The 18,836-nt window shown below is 66.8% G+C and carries 12 protein-coding genes and 1 tRNA gene; 4 read left to right on the forward strand and 9 right to left on the reverse strand.

Annotated features, from left to right (window positions below):
- Window positions 1-20 precede the first annotated feature (20 nt).
- Both BLW44_RS14520 and BLW44_RS14525 read left to right on the forward strand, forming a co-directional pair.
- A complete protein-coding gene (locus tag BLW44_RS14520) occupies window positions 21-1,430 on the forward strand; it encodes a GntP family permease (protein WP_420811376.1) in 1,410 nt (469 codons plus the stop codon).
- Window positions 1,431-1,440: 10 nt separating this feature from the next.
- On the forward strand, window positions 1,441-1,956 hold the full coding sequence (locus tag BLW44_RS14525) for a gluconokinase (protein WP_060927520.1): 516 nt from the start codon (window positions 1,441-1,443) through the stop codon (window positions 1,954-1,956).
- A 26-nt stretch (window positions 1,957-1,982) separates the two neighbouring features.
- Here BLW44_RS14525 and BLW44_RS14530 read toward each other — a convergent pair whose 3' ends face one another.
- A complete protein-coding gene (locus BLW44_RS14530; RefSeq protein WP_060927504.1) occupies window positions 1,983-2,456 on the reverse strand; it encodes a heme-binding protein in 474 nt (157 codons plus the stop codon).
- A gap of 132 nt (window positions 2,457-2,588) precedes the next feature.
- Between BLW44_RS14530 and BLW44_RS14535 the strand changes: the two genes are divergently transcribed.
- A complete protein-coding gene (locus BLW44_RS14535; protein ID WP_060927505.1) occupies window positions 2,589-2,954 on the forward strand; it encodes a hypothetical protein in 366 nt (121 codons plus the stop codon).
- A gap of 619 nt (window positions 2,955-3,573) precedes the next feature.
- Here the strand turns inward: BLW44_RS14535 and BLW44_RS14540 are convergent.
- Both BLW44_RS14540 and BLW44_RS14545 read right to left on the reverse strand, forming a co-directional pair.
- Window positions 3,574-3,658 (reverse strand) — tRNA-Tyr (locus BLW44_RS14540).
- An 86-nt stretch (window positions 3,659-3,744) separates the two neighbouring features.
- Window positions 3,745-4,674 (reverse strand): PfkB family carbohydrate kinase, encoded by a 930-nt coding sequence (locus BLW44_RS14545; RefSeq protein WP_060927506.1) that lies wholly within the window; start codon window positions 4,672-4,674, stop codon window positions 3,745-3,747.
- Between the two features lie 85 nt (window positions 4,675-4,759).
- Between BLW44_RS14545 and BLW44_RS14550 the strand changes: the two genes are divergently transcribed.
- Entirely contained in the window at window positions 4,760-5,359 is a 600-nt protein-coding gene (locus BLW44_RS14550) for a hypothetical protein (protein ID WP_060927507.1), read from the forward strand.
- A gap of 223 nt (window positions 5,360-5,582) precedes the next feature.
- Here the strand turns inward: BLW44_RS14550 and rpoC are convergent, their stop codons facing one another.
- The 6 genes from rpoC to BLW44_RS14580 form a co-directional block, all read right to left on the reverse strand.
- Window positions 5,583-9,458 carry a DNA-directed RNA polymerase subunit beta' gene (rpoC, locus tag BLW44_RS14555; RefSeq protein ID WP_060927508.1) on the reverse strand — a complete coding sequence of 1,292 codons (3,876 nt, stop codon included), beginning with the start codon at window positions 9,456-9,458 and terminating at the stop codon, window positions 5,583-5,585.
- A gap of 85 nt (window positions 9,459-9,543) precedes the next feature.
- Window positions 9,544-13,047, reverse strand: coding sequence for a DNA-directed RNA polymerase subunit beta (rpoB, locus tag BLW44_RS14560; RefSeq protein WP_060927509.1), 3,504 nt, complete (start codon window positions 13,045-13,047; stop codon window positions 9,544-9,546).
- Window positions 13,048-13,278: 231 nt separating this feature from the next.
- Window positions 13,279-14,985: an ABC transporter ATP-binding protein gene (locus BLW44_RS14565; protein ID WP_060927510.1), complete on the reverse strand. Its 1,707-nt coding sequence runs from the start codon at window positions 14,983-14,985 to the stop codon at window positions 13,279-13,281.
- The gene (locus BLW44_RS14570) at window positions 14,982-15,932 is read right to left on the reverse strand and encodes an ABC transporter permease (protein WP_060927511.1); all 951 of its coding nucleotides are present in this window, start codon (window positions 15,930-15,932) and stop codon (window positions 14,982-14,984) included. Before BLW44_RS14570 ends, BLW44_RS14565 begins: the two co-directional genes overlap by 4 nt.
- A gap of 34 nt (window positions 15,933-15,966) precedes the next feature.
- Window positions 15,967-16,971, reverse strand: coding sequence for an ABC transporter permease (locus tag BLW44_RS14575; protein WP_060927512.1), 1,005 nt, complete (start codon window positions 16,969-16,971; stop codon window positions 15,967-15,969).
- 85 nt (window positions 16,972-17,056) lie between these two features.
- Window positions 17,057-18,730 (reverse strand): ABC transporter substrate-binding protein, encoded by a 1,674-nt coding sequence (locus BLW44_RS14580; RefSeq protein WP_060927513.1) that lies wholly within the window; start codon window positions 18,728-18,730, stop codon window positions 17,057-17,059.
- Window positions 18,731-18,836 lie beyond the last annotated feature (106 nt).

Here is an 18,836-nt window from a genome sequence, read left to right on the forward strand (position 1 = left end):
CGCCCGGATCAAGGAAGCTCATGGCACTCTTCACCCCCGCCGCCGATGCACTCATGACGGCAGTCAGCGACACCGCAGCCCCCGACCGCCCCGCAGGACAGCTGATCGCCGCCGCCGTGATCGGCATCGCGATCATCATCATCCTCATCACCTGGGTGAAGCTGCATCCCTTCCTCTCCCTCACGGTCGGAGCGCTGGCCACCGGCGCGATCGCCGGCATGGACATCGCCGCCGCCATCACCAGCTTCTCGACGGGCTTCGGCACGACCATGGGCGGCGTCGGCATCCTGATCGCGCTCGGTGCGATCTACGGCAAGCTCCTCGCCGACTCCGGCGGCGCCGACCGGATCGTCGACACGCTCGTGAGCCGTGCCAGCGCCCGGTCTCTCCCGTGGGTCATGGGACTCATCGGCGCCGTCATCGGCCTGCCGATGTTCTTCGAGGTCGGCCTCGTGCTGCTCGTACCTGTCATCATCCTGGTGGCGCGCCGCTCGGGTGCGCCGCTCATGCGCATCGCGATCCCGACCCTCGCCGGCCTCTCCGCCATGCACGGCCTCGTGCCGCCGCACCCTGGTCCGCTCGCCGCGATCGATGCGCTCGGCGCCAACCTCGGACTCACGCTCGCGTTCGGTGTCATCGTCGCGATCCCCGCCGTCATCGTGTCCGGCCCGCTCTTCGCCCGCTTCGCCGCCCGCTGGGTCGACGTTCCGGTCCCCGAGCTCTTCGTGACCGCAGAGGACGAGGGTGAGGCACAGCGCCGCCGGCCGTCGTTCGGAGCGACGCTCTTCAGCATCCTGCTCCCGGTGTCCCTGATGCTCGCGAAGGCCATCGCCGACATCTCCGCGGCAGGATCGGATGCTCCGTGGAAGGTCGCACTCGACTTCCTCGGCACGCCGGTCATCGCGCTGCTCATCGCCGTGATCGCCGGCTTCTTCATCCTCGGCCGCGGCGCCGGCTTCGACCGCACCCGTGTGAACGAGATCGTGGGCTCGTCGCTCGGCCCGATCGCCGGTATCCTCCTGATCGTGGGCGCCGGCGGTGGGTTCAAGCAGGTGCTGGTCGACACCGGCATCGGCAACGTCATCGCGCAGTTCGTGTCCGGCTCGTCCGTGTCGGTGCTGGTGCTCGCCTGGCTCGTCGCCGTCGTCATCCGCATCGCCACCGGCTCCGCGACCGTCGCGACGATCACCGCCGCCGGCATCCTGCAGCCGCTGACCGAGACGCTCGACTCGCCCATGGTGGCGCTGCTCGTGCTCGCGATCGGCTCCGGATCGGTGTTCCTCTCGCACGTCAACGACGCGGGATTCTGGCTCATCAAGGAGTACTTCGGCCTGAGCATCCCGCAGACGCTGAAGTCCTGGACGGTGCTCGAGTGCCTCATCTCCGTCACCGGTCTCGCCGGCGTCCTCGTCCTGAGCCTGTTCGTCTGAGCCCGCCATGATGTCCGTCAACGCACCCGTCCTGGTCTTCATGGGCGTCGCGAGCACCGGCAAGTCCACGGTCGCCGCGATGCTCGCCGGGCGCCTCGGCTGGGCCTTCGAAGAGGGCGACGACCTGCACCCCGAGGCGAACGTCGCCAAGATGGCAGCCGGCCACGCGCTCACCGACGAGGACCGCTGGCCCTGGCTCGATCGGATCGCCGAATGGATCGACGAGCGCATCGACGCCGGCGAACCCGGCATCGTCACCTGCTCGGCGCTGCGCCGCAGCTATCGCGACGTGCTGCGTCGGGAGGCTGTCACGTTCGTGCACTTCGCGGGTGACCGCGAGCTGATCCTCGAGCGGATGCTGCGCCGGCAGGGTCACTTCATGCCCGCCACCCTCCTCGACTCGCAGTTCGCGACCCTCGAGCCGCCGGAGGACGACGAGAGGGCGATCACGATCGACATCTCGTTGACCCCCGCGGAGCAGGCGGCGCAGATCGCGTCACGGCTGCGGCTGCATCCGGACTACTGAGGGCGGGGTTTGCGGCGGTCGCGGAGCTATCCCGCGAGCAGCTGCAGACCCCGGATCCCCTCGACCACGAGGTCGTGATCGTCTGCGGACGGGAGACCAGACACCGTGGCGACGGCGACCACGCCGACCCCAGCGACCCTGATCGGGACTGCGCCGCCCGCGACGGCGTAGGTCGAACGGTCGAGCCAGCCCGGCTCGTGCATGTCGCGGCCGCCCTGTGCGATGCGCTCCTCCAGCAGCGCCGTGCTCGTCTCGAGACGCAGGGCCGTCGCGGCCTTCTTCGCGGCCCAGACGTCGTTGTCGGCCGTGGCTCCGGGCAGCGAGGCGTGGAACAGCACCCCGCCGGCCGTCCGGATGTCGACGGCCACCGGAGCGGATGCCGCCAGTGCGCGCTCTGCGATCCCCCGCCCGAGATCCCAGGCGTCCTTGCGATCGAACCGGCGCAGCACCAGCTCGACGTGCTCCCGCTCCAGCTGGTCGAGCCTCGTCTGGTCACTCATCGGCAAACCCCTTTCGTCTGCGTGTCAGCCGGGCTCCCCCGACCCGTAGGGGCGAACCGGCTGCTGTCTCTGGAAGGCGTACTCGCCCCCTTGCCGGCCGCCGACGGTCGACTGTGATCGGCGACCGCGAGGGTGACATTCAAGTTACAGAACATCCTCGCCGTCCTCATTGTGGCGGACTTCGTCGGCCTCGTGTGCGCCGCTCTCGCTGTGTGGTTGGTGCGCGACACTGTCGCCGCGTACAGGCGAGCCCGCCTGACCTCGGCCATCGTTACTGGAGCAGTAATCCTGGCGCTGGCAATTCTTTCGCAGATCACGTCTCCTGCGGGTTGGCCGCTGGACGCGCTTCCGGTCTGGCAGCGTGGCGGACACTTCATTGCCACCTCAAGCGCATTCGTGATGTTCACTGCCTTCCTCTTCGTGTGGAGCTTGTCGAAGACGACAGTCGTTTCGACGTCTACGACACGCGCGCCAACGGACTCCGCCGAGGCGCTCTAGCCCCTTCTGCACGTGCCCTGGCAGGACCCGTCGTACTCGCCGACTGCCGGGATACTGTCACCCACATCGCCCCGCTCTTGGCACACTCGTAAGGGCCACCGTCGAAGCGTGGCCGCGACCGCGGCGCCTCCCGTCCAGGATGCAGCCGCGAAGCGCGATGGATGGGGCCCTCCTGAACATGTCGTGGTTAGCGGCCGAGAAGCGGCGAGTGCGCGGGTGGAGCACACATACTTGTCCGAGCTCCGCCGTCGACAGTTCATCGTCTTCGACGCAAAGCACGTCCTGACGGACACGCACGCCCACGGTGGCTGAGGCACGCGGGTACAGGTTCTGAGACGTTCTCGACCAAAGCGCACGGCACGCAACATCAAAGCGGATTCACGCGACGCTCCGGAACGTTCTCAGACCTGGCCACTGCCATCATCACCTCTAGCAACACCGGCGGCTTCAGTGTGCGTGAAAGCCAGTTGAACGGGCCTTGGGGCCGTGGTCGAGCCGCGCTAAGAGCTCCCGGAACGATTATGAGCACCGGAAAACGAAAAACGCCCCCGGTTGGGGGGCGTTTTTCTTTGCGTTTCGAGTTTCCTGGATTTCTCTTGCGAGAAGTACGAACAACTCGTGGTGGCGAGTGAGGGATTCGAACCCCCGAATGCTGAGCAGTCTGATTTACAGTCAGATCCCTTTGGCCGCTTGGGTAACTCGCCAGAGCGCGCCCGTCCGACTTCGACAGCCAACCGGGGGCACGATAGATAATCATACCTGCCAATGTCAGGCGCGAGAAATCGGACCCTCAGCTGCCGAAGACGCCTCGGTCGGCTTCCGCCAGGGACTCGGGCGTGCGCAGCAGGCCGCCCTCGGCGCGACAGGTGGCGGCGGCCACCTCCATGGCCCGATCGAGCAGCGCCTGCCAGCCCTCGGCATCCGCCGGGGTCCCGTCGACGAGCCCCTCCGCGACCGCAGCGAGGGTCGCGTCTCCCGCTCCGACGGTGTCGATGATCCGGCCGGGCAGCGACGCGATGGGCGCCGTGACGACCACGGCATCCGCTTCGAGTGATGCCCCGGCGGATCCTGCCGTCGCGAGCACCGCTCCGACTCCGATGTCGCGCAGTCGCGCGCGCAGGCCGCTCAGATCGCCGCCGTACAGGAGGTCCGCATCATCCGCTCCCACCTTGACGATCGACGCTCCTGCAGCCGCACGCTCGAAGCCCCGCACGAACTCCTCGCGGTCGCTGAGCATCCCCGTTCGGGGGTTCGGGTCGATGGCGAGCCGCGCACTGCCGACCGCCTCGAGCAGGGCATCCACCTCTGCGGGCACGTCGAACGGGAAGCAGCTCACCGCGACCAGCGCAGCGTCGGCGATCGCCTGCCGCGCCTCCTCCGAATAGCGGATGCTGCGTCGCTGCGCCGCCTCGTTGAAGACGTAGACGGGCTCGCCGTCGGCCGCGCGCTGGACGATCGCGCGAGACGAGCCGAGCGGCGCAGCGCTCGCGATGAGCCGAACCCCGTGGTCGTCGAGGTACTCGCGGATGTGCGCCCCCGCCTCGTCATCGCCGACCATTGCGATGAGCGTTGTCGAGACACCCAGCCGTCGCAGCCCGACGGCGACGTTCAGAGCCGCACCGCCGACCAGCTCCTGCACGCCTCCCCCATCTCGGATCTCGTCGATAAGCGCATCTCCGACGACGACGACATCGGACGCACGGGAGGATTCATCGCTCATTCTGCCGACCTTACCGCGAGACACAAGCGCATGCCTGCTCGCGCGGCATACACGCGGTCGCCCGCCGCGGCGCTACCGTGAGCGCATGAACACTCGTTCTGCTGCGGGAGCCCTGGCGGCGCTGCTCCTGATCACTATGCTCGCCGGGTGCGGCACGGCGGGATCCGGCACCGCGGGATCCGGCACCGGTGACCAGGATGACCCACCTGCGACGTCCGAGCCCGACACGACAGCCACCCCGTCGGCATCCCCCACTCCGACTCCCTCTGCGATCGCGCTCCCGACCGACTGCCGCGCGATACTCTCGGACGACGTGCTCGCGCAGCTCGACGGCATCCCTCTCAACGACGCGGCGTTCGGCCCCTCCGGTGTCGGCGACGACGGCACGCTCACGTGCATCTGGGGTGATCCCGGTGCCGACACGACGAATCTCGTCACGACGATCTCGCTCATGAACCGCGGCCCGGCCCTCGACATGCTCAACGCGCTCGTCACGGATGAGGGCTTCGCCTGCTTCACCCCGGATGGCGGAACCCGGTGCGAGAAGACCTGGCCGAACACCCAGTATCCGGTGACCGACGGCCGCACCCTCTTCTGGCGCGACGACGTGCTCATCGACACGCGCTACTCGAATTTGGCCCCCGAGGGCTACACGTCGAGCATCGTGGAGCACGTCTTCGACTGAGACACTCCCGCCCACTCCCCGCCCCACCGGTCGCCAGCCCCTCTCCGCCCCGCACCTCCGAGCACAGTTTCGGATGCCGGGGCCGACACCTCGGCCGACCCCACCCGTGCCCGGCGTGCCGCCGCCGATCTCCGAAGCTGTGCCCCGCACGGCAGCGGCGCTCCGTCCGGGCACGAGAAAGGCCCCGGGCGAATCGCCCGGGGCCCTCTCACTCACTCAGCACTCAGTTGTAGGTGCCCGGCGTGATGTCATCCGTTGAGAACGCGTCGAAGTCGACGTATCCGAAGTCGCCGTCTGCGTACGCCCCGTCGGATGCGAAGATCCGGTTCGGGTAGCGCTCGCTCTTGGCTTCCTCGGTGGCCTCGACCGTGACGTCGCGGTACTTCGAGAGACCGGTTCCGGCGGGGATGAGCTTACCGATGATGACGTTCTCCTTGAGACCGACCAGCGGGTCGCGCTTGCCCTGCATCGCAGCCTCGGTGAGCACGCGGGTCGTCTCCTGGAAGGAGGCGGCCGACAGCCACGACTCCGTCGCGAGCGACGCCTTCGTGATACCCATCAGCTCCGAACGACCGGACGCGGGGCGCTTGCCCTCGGCCACAGCCTCGCGGTTGATCGCCTGGTAGCGCTTGAGGTCGACCATCTCACCCGGGAGCAGGGTCGTGTCGGCGTGATCGACGACGGTGACCTTGCGGAGCATCTGACGGACGATGACCTCGATGTGCTTGTCGTGGATCGGCACACCCTGCGAGCGGTACACGCCCTGGACGCCGCCGACGAGGTAACGCTGCACCTCGCGAGCACCCATGACACGCATGACCTCCTTGGGGTCGAGCGTTCCGACGAGCAGCGGCTGACCGACGGTGACGTGCTGGCCGTCCTCGACGAGAAGCGTCGCACGCTTCAGCACCGGGTAGACCACCTCTTCGTCACCGTTGTCGGGCGTGAGGATGACCTTCTTGGCCTTGTCCGTCTCGTCGATCGTGATGCGGCCATCGGCCTCGGCGATCGGCGACGCGGCCTTCGGCGTACGAGCCTCGAAGAGCTCCTGCACACGGGGCAGACCCTGCGTGATGTCATCCGCCGATGCGGAACCACCGGTGTGGAAGGTACGCATCGTCAGCTGGGTACCGGGCTCACCGATCGACTGTGCGGCGATGATGCCGACGGCCTCTCCGATGTCGACGGTCTTGCCGGTCGCGAGCGAACGGCCGTAGCACTGCGCGCAGACACCGACCGCGGAGTCGCAGGTCAGGACCGAGCGCACCTTGATCGTCTCGACGCCCAGGCCGACCAGCTTGTCGATCAGCACATCGCCCACGTCGTCACCGGCAGCGGCGAGGACCTCGCCCTTGCTGTCGACCACGTCGGAGGCCAGGGTACGAGCGAACACCGAGTTCTCGACGTTCGCATCGCGCACCAGCTCGCCCTGCGAGTTCGGAGCGGCGATCGGGAGCTCGAGGCCCTTCGACGTGCCGCAGTCCTCTTCGCGGATGATGACGTCCTGCGAGACATCCACCAGACGACGGGTCAGGTAACCCGAGTCGGCGGTACGCAGAGCGGTGTCGGCGAGACCCTTACGGGTACCGTGCGTCGCGATGAAGTACTCCGCCACCGACAGACCCTCGCGGTACGAGGAGATGATCGGACGCGGGATGATCTCACCCTTGGGGTTGTTCACCAGACCACGCATACCCGCGATGTTGCGGATCTGCAGCCAGTTACCACGAGCACCCGACGACACCATGCGGTTGATGGTGTTGTCCTCCGGGAAGTTCGCCCGCATCGCGGCCTGAACCTCATCGGTCGCCTCGGTCCAGATCTTGATGAGCTCCTGACGACGCTCCGTGTCGGTCGTGAGGCCCTTCTCGTACTGGGACTGGACCTTCGCGGCCTGCTTCTCGTAGCCGGCGACGATCTCCGCCTTGTTCGGAGGCGTCAGGATGTCGCTCAGGGCGACGGTCACACCCGAGCGCGTGGCCCAGTAGAAACCGGCGTCCTTGATGCGGTCCAGCGACGCAGCCGTCTCGACCTTGGGGTACTCCTCGGCCAGCTTGTTGACGATCTGCGACAGCTTGTTCTTGTCAGCCTGCTCGCGGACGAACGGGTAGCCCTTCGGCAGCGTGTCGTTGAAGATCGCCTGTCCGAGCGATGCGTCGACGAGTCCGTGACGCTCGTAGCCCTCGGGCGCTTCGCCCTCGAGGAACGTCAGACCCGGGATGCGGATGCGGACCTTGGCCTGCAGGTCGAGGGTTCCCTCGTCCTTCGCCAGGATCGCCTCGCCCACCGAACCGAATGCACGGCCCTCACCGGCTGCGCCCGCCTTGACCGTGGTCAGGTGGTGCAGACCGATGATCATGTCCTGCGAAGGCAGGGTGACCGGGCGTCCGTCGGACGGCTTCAGGATGTTGTTCGACGCGAGCATCAGCACGCGGGCCTCGGCCTGAGCCTCGACCGACAGCGGCAGGTGGACAGCCATCTGGTCACCGTCGAAGTCGGCGTTGAACGCCGCGCAGACGAGCGGGTGCAGCTGGATGGCCTTGCCCTCGACGAGCTGAGGCTCGAAGGCCTGGATGCCCAGACGGTGCAGGGTGGGTGCACGGTTGAGCAGCACCGGACGCTCGCGGATGATCTCCTCGAGCACGTCCCAGACCTCGGGACGGGTGCGCTCGACGGCGCGCTTGGCTGCCTTGATGTTCTGCGAGTGACCGAGGTCGATCAGGCGCTTGATCACGAACGGCTTGAAGAGCTCCAGAGCCATCTGCTTGGGCAGACCGCACTGGTGCAGCTTCAGCTGCGGGCCGACGATGATGACCGAACGGCCCGAGTAGTCGACGCGCTTGCCGAGCAGGTTCTGGCGGAAACGACCCTGCTTGCCCTTCAGCATGTCGCTGAGGGACTTCAGGGCACGGTTGCCGGTACCGGTGACCGGGCGACCACGGCGACCGTTGTCGAACAGTGCGTCGACGGCCTCCTGCAGCATCCGCTTCTCGTTGTTGACGATGATCTCGGGAGCACCGAGATCGATCAGACGACGCAGACGGTTGTTGCGGTTGATCACACGACGGTAGAGGTCGTTGAGGTCGGAGGTCGCGAAGCGGCCACCGTCGAGCTGGACCATCGGGCGCAGCTCCGGCGGGATCACCGGGACGACGTCGAGGACCATGGCGGCCGGGCTCATGCCGGTCTCCAGGAACGAGTTGACGACCTTCAGACGCTTGATCGCGCGGATCTTGCGCTGACCCTTGCCCTCGGAGATCTGCAGGTGCAGGCTCTCCGCCTCGGCTGCCAGGTCGAACGCCGCGAGGCGACGCTGGATCGACTCGGCGCCCATGTAGGCCTCGAAGTACTGACCGAAGCGGTCCTGCAGCTCGTGGAAGACGTCGTCCTCGGGGCGCAGAGCGCCGACCTCGAGCGTGCGGAAGTCCTCCCACACGCGCTCGAGCTTGGCGATCGCCTCGTCGGCACCCTTGCGGATGAGCGACATCTCCTTCTCGGCGGCGTCCTTGACCTTCTTCTTCGCGTCGGCCTTGGCGCCCTCCGCCTCGAGGGAAGCGAGCTCCTCCTCCAGGCGAGCCAGGCGCTCGGCGATCTTCGCGTCGCGACGGTCTCCGAGCGTCTTCAGCTCGAGACGGATGTTGTTCTCCTGCGTGCCCAGGTCGCGGTGACGAGCATCCTCATCGACCGAGATGACCATGTAGGCGGCGAAGTAGATGACCTTCTCGAGGTCCTTCGGCGCCATGTCGAGCAGGTAGCCCAGACGCGAGGGGACACCCTTGAAGTACCAGATGTGGGTGACGGGAGCGGCGAGCTCGATGTGACCCATGCGCTCACGACGGACCGAGGACTTGGTGACCTCGACGCCGCAGCGCTCGCAGACGATGCCCTTGAAGCGGACACGCTTGTACTTTCCGCAGGCGCACTCCCAGTCGCGGGACGGGCCGAAGATCTGCTCTCCGAAGAGACCGTCCTTCTCCGGCTTCAGGGTGCGGTAGTTGATGGTTTCAGGCTTCTTGACCTCGCCGTAGGACCAGGCGCGGATGTGGTCCGCGGTGGCCAGGCCGATGCGAAGCTCATCGAAAGTGTTTGACTCGAGCACAAATTCTCCTGTGTAGGAATTCTTCTGAAGAAATCGGGGAGGTGGGCCGCCGCCTGAACGTGCTGCTCAGGCGGCGACCTGGACCTTAGATCTCGTCGATCGAGGCGGCCTCGAAGCGGCTGGAGATGTTGATGCCGAGCTCCTCCGCAGCGCGGAAGGCCTCGTCGTCGGTGTCACGCAGGTTGACGAGCGTGCCGTCTGCCGAGAGGACCTCGACGTTCAGGCAGAGCGACTGCATCTCCTTCATGAGCACCTTGAAGGACTCGGGGATGCCGGGCTCCTGGATGTTCTCGCCCTTGACGATCGCCTCGTACACCTTGACGCGGCCGAGGATGTCGTCGGACTTGATCGTGAGGAGCTCCTGGAGCGCGTATGCGGCGCCGTAGGCCTCGAGGGCCCACACCTCCATCTCACCGAATCGCTGGCCACCGAACTGCGCCTTACCACCGAGCGGCTGCTGGGTGATCATCGAGTACGGACCGGTCGAACGCGCGTGGATCTTGTCGTCGACCAGGTGGTGCAGCTTCAGGATGTACATGTAGCCCACCGAGATCGGCGCCGGGAACGGCTCGCCGGAGCGGCCGTCGAACATCTGGGCCTTTCCGGTGGAGTCGATCAGGCGGACGCCGTCGCGGGTCGGGATGGTCGCGTCGAGGAGACCTGCGATCTCCTCCTCGCTCGCACCGTCGAACACCGGGGTGGCGACCTTGGTGCCGGGGGCGGCCTCGAAGGCGTCCTTCGGGAGCTTGGCAGCCCACTCCGGGGTTCCCTCGACCTTCCATCCCTGCTTCGCGATCCACCCGAGGTGCGTCTCGAGAACCTGGCCGAAGTTCATTCGACCCGGGATGCCCAGCGGGTTCAGCACGATGTCGACCGGCGTTCCGTCCGCGAGGAACGGCATGTCCTCGATCGGGAGGATCTTCGCGATGACACCCTTGTTGCCGTGACGACCGGCGAGCTTGTCACCCTCGGTGATCTTGCGCTTCTGGGCGATGTAGACCACGACGCGGCGGTTGACGCCGGAGCCGAGCTCGTCGTCGCCGTCTTCGGCATTGAACTCCTTGACGGCGATGATCGTGCCCTGCTCACCGTGGGGCACCTTCAGGGAGGTGTCACGGACCTCGCGGCTCTTCTCGTTGAAGATCGCGCGGAGCAGACGCTCCTCGGCCGACAGCTCGGTCTCGCCCTTCGGCGTGACCTTGCCGACGAGGATGTCGCCGGGGCGGACCTCGGCGCCGATGCGGATGATGCCGCGCTCGTCGAGATCCTTCAGCAGCTCAGGGCTGACGTTGGGGAGATCACGGGTGATCTCCTCCTTGCCGAGCTTGGTGTCGCGGGCATCGACCTCGTACTCCTCGATGTGGATCGAGGAGAGGGTGTCGTCCTTCACCAGGTCCTGGCTGAGGATGATCGCGTCCTCGAAGTTGTAGCCCTCCCACGTCATGAACGCGACGAGGAGGTTCTTTCCGAGTGCCAGCTCGCCGTTCTCGGTGGCGGGGCCATCGGCGATGACCTCTCCGACCTCGACGCGGTCGCCCTCGTTGACGACGACCTTCTGGTTGTACGACGTGCCCTGGTTCGAGCGGTCGAACTTGCGCAGGTGGTAGTCCTGCGTCCCACCCTCGTCGAGCATGACGGTGACGCGGTCTGCGGAGACCTCGGTGACGACACCCGGCTTCTCAGCCGTGAGCACGTCGCCGGCGTCGATGGCCGTGTAGCCCTCCATACCGGTTCCGACAAGCGGCGAGTCGCTGCGCAGCAGCGGCACAGCCTGACGCTGCATGTTGGCACCCATGAGGGCGCGCTGTGCGTCGTCGTGCTCGAGGAACGGCACGAGCGAGGTCGCGACCGACACCATCTGGCGCGGCGAGACGTCGATGTAGCCGATCTCCTCCGGGAGGAAGAGGTCCACCTCGCCGCTACCGCCCTTGGGACGTGCGAGGACGTGGCTCTCGCGGAAGCGTCCGTTCTTGTCGAGCGGGGCGTTGGCCTGCGCGATGTTGAAGTCGACCTCTTCGGAAGCGGTCAGGTAGTCGATGTGCTCGGTGACGACGCCACCCTCGACCTTGCGGTACGGGGTCTCGATGAAACCGAACGAGTTGATGCGCGCGAACGTCGCGAGAGCACCGATCAGACCGATGTTCGGGCCTTCAGGGGTCTCGATGGGGCACATGCGGCCGTAGTGCGACGGGTGGACGTCACGGACCTCGACACCTGCACGGTCACGGCTCAGACCACCGGGGCCGAGAGCCGAGAGACGGCGCTTGTTCGTCAGACCCGCGAGCGGGTTGTTCTGGTCCATGAACTGCGACAGCTGCGACGTTCCGAAGAACTCCTTGATCGCGGCGACGACGGGTCGCACGTTGATCAGGGTCTGCGGCGTGATCGCCTCGATGTCCTGCGTGGTCATGCGCTCGCGGACGACGCGCTCCATGCGGGACAGACCGGTGCGGACCTGGTTCTGGATCAGCTCGCCCACCGCGCGGATGCGACGGTTTCCGAAGTTGTCGATGTCGTCGGTCGCGATCCGGATCTCGGCCTTCTTGCCCGAGCGGATGCCCGTGAAGGTCTCCTCGGTGCCCGCGTGCAGGCGGACGAGGTACTTGATCGTGGCGACAATGTCCTGCACCGTGAGGACGGAGTCCGTCAGCGGCGCGTCGAGACCGAGCTTGTGGTTGATCTTGTAACGACCGACCTTCGCCAGGTCGTAGCGCTTCGGGTTGAAGTAGAAGTTGTCCAGCAGCGCACGGGCGGCCTCGGCGGCAACCTGCTCGCCCGGACGCAGCTTGCGGTAGATGTCGCGGAGCGCATCTTCCTTCGTGACGATGGTGTCCTTCGCGAGCGTCTCCTCGATCGAGGTGTAGCCGGCGAACTCCTGGAGGATCTCCTCGCTGGTCATGCCCAGCGCCTTGAGGAAGACCGTGACCGACTGCTTGCGCTTGCGGTCGACGCGCACGCCGACCTGGTCGCGCTTGTCGATCTCGAACTCGAGCCATGCACCGCGGCTCGGGATGACGCGCGCCGACACGATGTCCTTGTCGGACGTCTTGTCGGGGGTCTTGTCGAAGTAGACACCAGGGGAGCGCACGAGCTGCGACACGACGACGCGCTCGGAGCCGTTGATGATGAACGTGCCCTTGTCGGTCTGGAGCGGGAAGTCGCCCATGAAGACCGTCTGGGTCTTGATCTCACCCGTGAGGTGGTTCATGAACTCGGCCTCGACGTACAGCGGAGCCGCGTAGGTCTTGCCACGCTCCTTGCACTCCTCGATCGAGTACTTCTCCGGCTCGAGGTAGGGGTTCGTGAACGACAGCTGCATCGTCTCGCCGAGGTCCTCGATCGGAGAGATCTCCTCGAAGATCTCGCCGAGACCGCTGTTCTCGTTCACGTCGGTGCGGCCGGCCTTCTTGGCCTCTGCGACTCGAGCCTTCCAGGCGTCGTTGCCGACGAGCCATCCGAAGGATTCCGTCTGCAGAGCGAGAAGGTCAGGGACCGTCAGCGTGTCGGAGATCTTGGCGAACGAAAGACGGGATGCTCCGCGTCCGTTCTTGGTGGTGGTGGATGTGGATGCGTTGCGAGCAGCAGCCAAGGGAATAACCTCCGTGAGCCCCGCAGGGCTTCTCGATTCCTTTGTCGTCAGGTGGAGTGTGCGCCCGAAATGCTCAACGAGCTGCCGACCACCATATGAGGGCAGGGAGAAGCGAGCGCAACTACCTACTATACGCACGATCTTGCGACATGGCAAGCTCGATCCTTGACCTTCTTCGGATGCTGCGGTAATGGCACCCGAAGAAGGCCGAGGATTCGTCGAGTCTGCGACTCACGAGGCGATGTTGAGTTCGTTGCCGGGGATCGAGGCCAGCAGCCGCCTGGTGTACGGATCACGGGGGTTGGTGAAGATCTCCTCCGAGGAGGCCGCCTCGACCAGGGATCCGTCCTTCATGACGCACACGAAGTCGCTGATCAGACGCACGACGGCCAGGTCGTGCGAGATGAACAGGTAGCTGAGCCCGTACTCCGTCTGCAGGTCGCCGAGCAGCGTCAGGATCTGGTCCTGCACGAGCACGTCGAGCGCCGACACGGGCTCGTCGCACACGATCAGCTCGGGCGAGAGCGCGAGCGCACGGGCGATCGCGACACGCTGACGCTGACCTCCCGACAGCTCGGACGGATAGCGCCGCAGCATCGACTGCGGCAGCGCCACGTCGTCGAGAAGCTGTCGGACGCGCTTGCGTCGGTCGGAACCGCTCCCCCGCTTGTAGAACTCCAGGGGCTCGGAGATTAGCCGCTCGATCGTGAACATCGGGTTCAGGCTCGAGTACGGGTCCTGGAAGATCGGCTGCACCTTCTGCCGGAAGTCGCGCGTCTCCGCTCGACTCAGCGAGGCGACGTCCTTCCCCTCGTAGCGGATGAGGCCGCTGGTCGGCTCGATGATCTTCAGCAGCATCCGCGCGGTCGTCGTCTTGCCCGACCCCGACTCGCCCACGATCGCGACGGTCTCGCCCCGCGGGATCGCGAGCGACACGTCGTTCACCGCGACGAAGTCCTCCTTCTGCCCACGGACCGGATAGACCTTGGTGAGGTTCTCGATCTCGACGATGTTGTCCGCGGACTCCGGCATGGCCGCCGCATCCACCGCCGCATCCTGCTCCGCATCCGACGCGCTCGCGCGCTCCTCGGTGCGGAACGCCTCCGGCCGCAGCCGAGCGACGGCCACCGACGGCGCCGCCTGCACGAGCGACTGCGTATACGGATGCTGCGGGTCCTCGAGGATCTGCTTCGCGGGCCCCTGCTCGACGACCTTGCCCCGGTGCATCACGATGACACGCTCCGCGCGCTCCGCGGCGAGTCCCAGGTCGTGCGTGATGAGGAGCACGGCCGTGCCGAGTTCCCGAGTCATCTCGCCGATCTGATCGAGGATGGTCTGCTGCACCGTGACGTCGAGAGCGCTCGTGGGCTCGTCCGCGATCAGCAGGCGCGGCTTGCAGGCGAGGCCGATCGCGATCAGCGCGCGCTGCCGCATCCCGCCCGAGAACTCGTGGGGATACTGCTTGGCTCGGCGCTCGGGATCGGGGAGGCCTGCGGCGGTGAGCGCCTCGACCACTTTCTCCTGCACGTTCTGCCTCGTCGCGAGGCCATGCGCGAGAAGGGTCTCCGCCACCTGGGTGCCGATCTTGGCGACCGGGTTCAGGTTCGACATCGGATCCTGAGGCACGAGACCGATGTCCCGCCCGCGGATCATCCGCAGCTCGCTCTCGGGGGCATGCGCGATCTCGCGACCGTCGAGTCGGATGCTGCCTGCAGCCACCCGTCCGCCGCCGGCGAGCAGCCCGATGATCGCCATCGCGGTCGTCGACTTGCCCGACCCCGACTCCCCCACGATCGCCACGGTCTGGCCGGGTGCGATCTCGAGGTCGACGCCCTCGACCGCGTGCACGACGCCGTCCATGGTGGCGAAGTCGACGGCCAGCCCTTCGACCGACAACAGCGGGGCGTCGGTCATCTGATTCTCTCTCGCAGCGCTCATCGTGCTCTCGTCCTCGGGTCCATGGCCTCGCGCAGCGCCTCACCGAACAGGGTGAAGCCGAGCGCGGTGACCGCGATGCAGATACCGGGCAGGAAGGCCAGCCACGGGGCGATGGCGAGCTCCGCCTGCGCGTAGGTCAGCATGCGACCCCACTCCGCGGTCTCCGGGCGTCCTCCGCCGAGGCCGAGGAACGACAGGGCGGCCGCGTCGATGACCGCGGTCGCCAGCGTCAGGGTCCCCTGCACGATGACGGGGCCGATCGCATTGGGGAGCACGTGCGACATCGTGATCTGGCCTCGGCCGAGGCCGAGGGTCTGCGCCGAGAGCACGTAGTCGCTGGAGCGCTGCTGCAGCATGGACGCACGCAGCAGCCTGGCGAAGATCGGCACCTGCGAGGCACCGATGGCGATCATCACCGCGAACGGCGTCTGCCCGAGGATCGCCGCGATCGAGACCGCCAGCAGCAGGTTCGGCACCGACAGGATGATGTCGACGATGCGCATGATGATCGTGTCGACCCACCCGCCGAACGTGCCGGCGAGGAGGCCGAGGATCATGCCGCCGACGAGACCCAGCGCGGTGGAGATGACGCCGACCAGCAGCGACGCCTGCGCGCCCCAGATGAGCTTGGACAGCACGTCCCCGCCGAAGCGGTCGAGGCCGAGCGGGAACTCGGGCAGCTCCCCGGGGCCCGGGATGTGCGTCGGGGTGATGGACTTCGCACCGGGGAGCGCCGTCTCTGGGTACGGCGCCAGCAGCGGGGCGAGCGCGGCGACGAGGAGGAACGCGAGCACGATGCCCGCGCCGATCCAGGCGGTGGGGTTGCGCCGCAGGCGGCGGAACACGTCGCGCCAGAATCCGCCCGGCTCCTCCTTGAGGTCGGACTGGGCGATCGCGACGGTGTCGATCAGGCCGCCGCCCTGTGCGGGTGGGAGTGCGACGCTCATGACGTCACCTCTTTTCGGAGAACGAGACGGGACATCACTGCACCCGCACTCTCGGATCGATGAAGCTGTAGGACACGTCGACCGCCAGGTTGATCAGCGCATAGGCGATCGCGATGAAGATGATGAACCCCTGGAGCACCGGGAAGTCCCTGGTGAAGATCGCCCTCGCGAGGAACGATCCGATACCGGGGAACGCGAACACGGTCTCCGTGAGCACGGCTCCCGAGATCAGGAGCCCCGTCTGGAGCCCGATCGTGGTGATCACCGGCAGCATCGCGTTGCGCAGGATGAACCGGCTGCGCAGCGTCGAGGCGCCGACGCCCTTGGCGCGGCCGGTGCGCACGTAGTCGGCGTTCTGCACCTCCAGGACGCTCGCCCTGGTGATGCGCACGATGATCGCGAGCGGGATCGTCCCGAGTGCGAGCGCCGGCAGCACGAGATGCAGGATCGCATCCCACGCCGCGTCGAACTCGCCCGTGATGAGCCCGTCCCAGACATAGAAGCCGGTCGGATGCGTCGCGTCGATCCGCGGATCCTGTCGTCCGTCGGACGGCAGCCAGCCGAGCTGCACCGCGAAGACGTACTTGAGGATGAACGCCAGGAAGAACACCGGGATGGTGATGCCCACGAGGCTCAGGACCACGGACGCGTGGTCCGTGAACTTCCCGTGCCGCCTCGCGGCCCAGTAGCCGAGCGGGATGCCGACGCCGACGGCGAAGATGAGCGCCACGACGCTCAGCTCGATGGTCGCCGGGAAGCGCCGGAAGAACTCCTCCACCACGGGCCGGTTCGTCTGGATGGACGTCCCGAAGTCGCCCTGCAGAAGCCGGCCGATCCAGATGAAGTACTGCTCCAGGATCGGCTTGTTGAAGCCGTAGAGCTCGTTGACCCTGGCGATGGCATCCGGGGTCGCCTTCTCACCGAGAAGGGCGACCGCTGGTCCGCCTGGCAGGGCCCTGACCCAGGCGAACAGCAGGATGCTGAGCCCGAGCAGGGTGGGGATGAGGAAAAGCAGTCGCCTGCCGATGGTGCGCAGCAAGAGGTCTCCGTTGTCAGAAGGTACGCCGGTCCCGGGCCCCCGCGACGAGCGCGGAGACCCGGGTGGGCATCTCAGTCGGTCAGACCTACTTGGTGAGGACGATGTCCGTGAAGACCTCGTCGTTCACCGGGCTGGCGGGGTAGCTCTCGACACGCGAGTCGAACGCCAGGGTGGGCGCGGGGTGCGCGAGCGGCACACCGGGGATGAACTCCGCGACCATCTCGTTGATGTCCTCGTAGAGGGCCGTCTGGTCCTCGAGGTTCGAGACGCCGCGCGCCTCGGTCAGCGCCTGGAACAGCTCGGGGTTGTCGAAGCCCCACTCCGAGCTCTTCTGTCCGAAGAACACGCCGACGAAGTTGTCGGTGTCGTTGTAGTCGCCGGTCCAGCCCAGGAGGTGGATGCCGTGGTCAGACGTGCCGGTGGTGCGGTCGAGGTACTCGACCCACTCCTCCGAGACCGGGGTGGTCTCGACGCCGACCTCGGCGAGCTGCGACGAGAGGACCGTGAAGATCTGCTCGGGGTCCGGCATGTACGGGCGCGAGACGTTGACCGGGTAGTTGAAGGTCAGCTTCAGCGGGTTGGACTCGTCATAGCCGGCCTCGGCGAGGAGCTCCTTCGCCTTCTCGGGGTCGTAGTCGTACGTGGTGACGTCCGGGTTGTAGCCGTTGACGACCTCGGGGACGAACTGGGTCGCCTTCTCGGTGCCCTCAGGCAGGACCTGGCTGATCAGCGCGTCCTTGTCGACCGCGTACGAGAGCGCCTCGCGGACCTTGGGGTCCTGCAGCTCTGGAAGCGCCTGGTTGAACGCCAGGTACAGGATCGTGAACGGAGGACGCGACACCATCGTGAAGCCGTCGTCCTCGAGAGCCTTGGTGTCGGCCGGTCCGACGAGGTCGTACCCGTCGATCGAGCCGGACTCGAGCGCCTGGCGGCGTGCGGTCGGGTCGTCGATCGTGCGGAAGATGATCTCGTCGATCTGCCCTGCCTCGCCCCAGTAGTCGTCGTAGGCCTTGAGGGTGACCTGCTCACCCGGCGCCCACTCGTCGAACTGGTACGGGCCGGTGCCGACCGGGTGACCCATCGCGTACTCGGACAGCACCGGCGCCTCGGCCGAGCCGCTGACGTCGTCTGCGCCGAACTCCTGCAGGGCCGACGGGCTCTGCATCGAGAAGGACGGCAGCGACAGCGACGCGACGAAGCCGGCGAACGGCTTGTTCAGGTCGATGGTGACCGAGTAGTCGCCGTCAGGGGTGCAGGACTTGTAGACCGCGTCGGCGGCGTTCGCTGCGTAGCCCTTGAAGAGCTTGTTGTAGTAGTAGCCGAATGCCTCGGAGGCGGCGAGACCGGTCCAGTTGAACCAGCGGTCGAAGTTCGCGCACACGGCCTCGGCGTTGAACGGCGTGCCGTCGTGGAAGGTCACGTCCTCCTTCAGCGTGAAGGTGTGGCTCATGCCGTCCTCCGACGACTCCCACTTCTCGGCGAGGAGCGGCGCGGGGTCGGCGGTGCCGGGCTTCGTGCCGACGAGGCCCTCGAAGATCTGACGGGAGACGCGGAAGCTCTCGCCGTCCTGGGCGAATGCCGGGTCGAGGCTGGCGGGGTCGGAGGACGCGGCGAACACGAACGTGCCGTCCACATCCCCAGAGCCCTCGGAGCCGCCGTCGCCGCGCTCGCTGGCGACGCATCCCGAGAGGACCAGCGCGGCGAGCGCTGCTCCGGTGACGGCGATGAGTCCTCGCCGACGCATGACTGTGTGGTGCATTGTGTGACCTTCCTGTCGAGCGCTGCAGTGCGCGTTCCGGAGGCGTCGTCGACTCCGGAAACGGTGATTCCTCGACGCTACCCAGTGGGCAGACCGATGCAAAACA

Source organism: Microbacterium hydrocarbonoxydans (assembly GCF_900105205.1).
GTDB lineage: Bacteria > Actinomycetota > Actinomycetes > Actinomycetales > Microbacteriaceae > Microbacterium > Microbacterium hydrocarbonoxydans.

What these genes read in the sequence shown, in the direction of transcription:
- BLW44_RS14545 (WP_060927506.1), bottom strand. Translation starts at nt 4,674, where the DNA reads ATGAGCGATGAATCCTCCCGTGCGTCCGATGTCGTCGTCGTCGGAGAT.
- BLW44_RS14550 (WP_060927507.1), top strand. Translation starts at nt 4,760, where the DNA reads ATGAACACTCGTTCTGCTGCGGGAGCCCTGGCGGCGCTGCTCCTGATC.
- BLW44_RS14580 (WP_060927513.1), bottom strand. Translation starts at nt 18,730, where the DNA reads ATGCACCACACAGTCATGCGTCGGCGAGGACTCATCGCCGTCACCGGA.
- BLW44_RS14570 (WP_060927511.1), bottom strand. Translation starts at nt 15,932, where the DNA reads ATGAGCGTCGCACTCCCACCCGCACAGGGCGGCGGCCTGATCGACACC.
- BLW44_RS14530 (WP_060927504.1), bottom strand. Translation starts at nt 2,456, where the DNA reads ATGAGTGACCAGACGAGGCTCGACCAGCTGGAGCGGGAGCACGTCGAG.
- BLW44_RS14525 (WP_060927520.1), top strand. Translation starts at nt 1,441, where the DNA reads ATGTCCGTCAACGCACCCGTCCTGGTCTTCATGGGCGTCGCGAGCACC.
- BLW44_RS14520 (WP_420811376.1), top strand. Translation starts at nt 21, where the DNA reads ATGGCACTCTTCACCCCCGCCGCCGATGCACTCATGACGGCAGTCAGC.
- BLW44_RS14565 (WP_060927510.1), bottom strand. Translation starts at nt 14,985, where the DNA reads ATGAGCGCTGCGAGAGAGAATCAGATGACCGACGCCCCGCTGTTGTCG.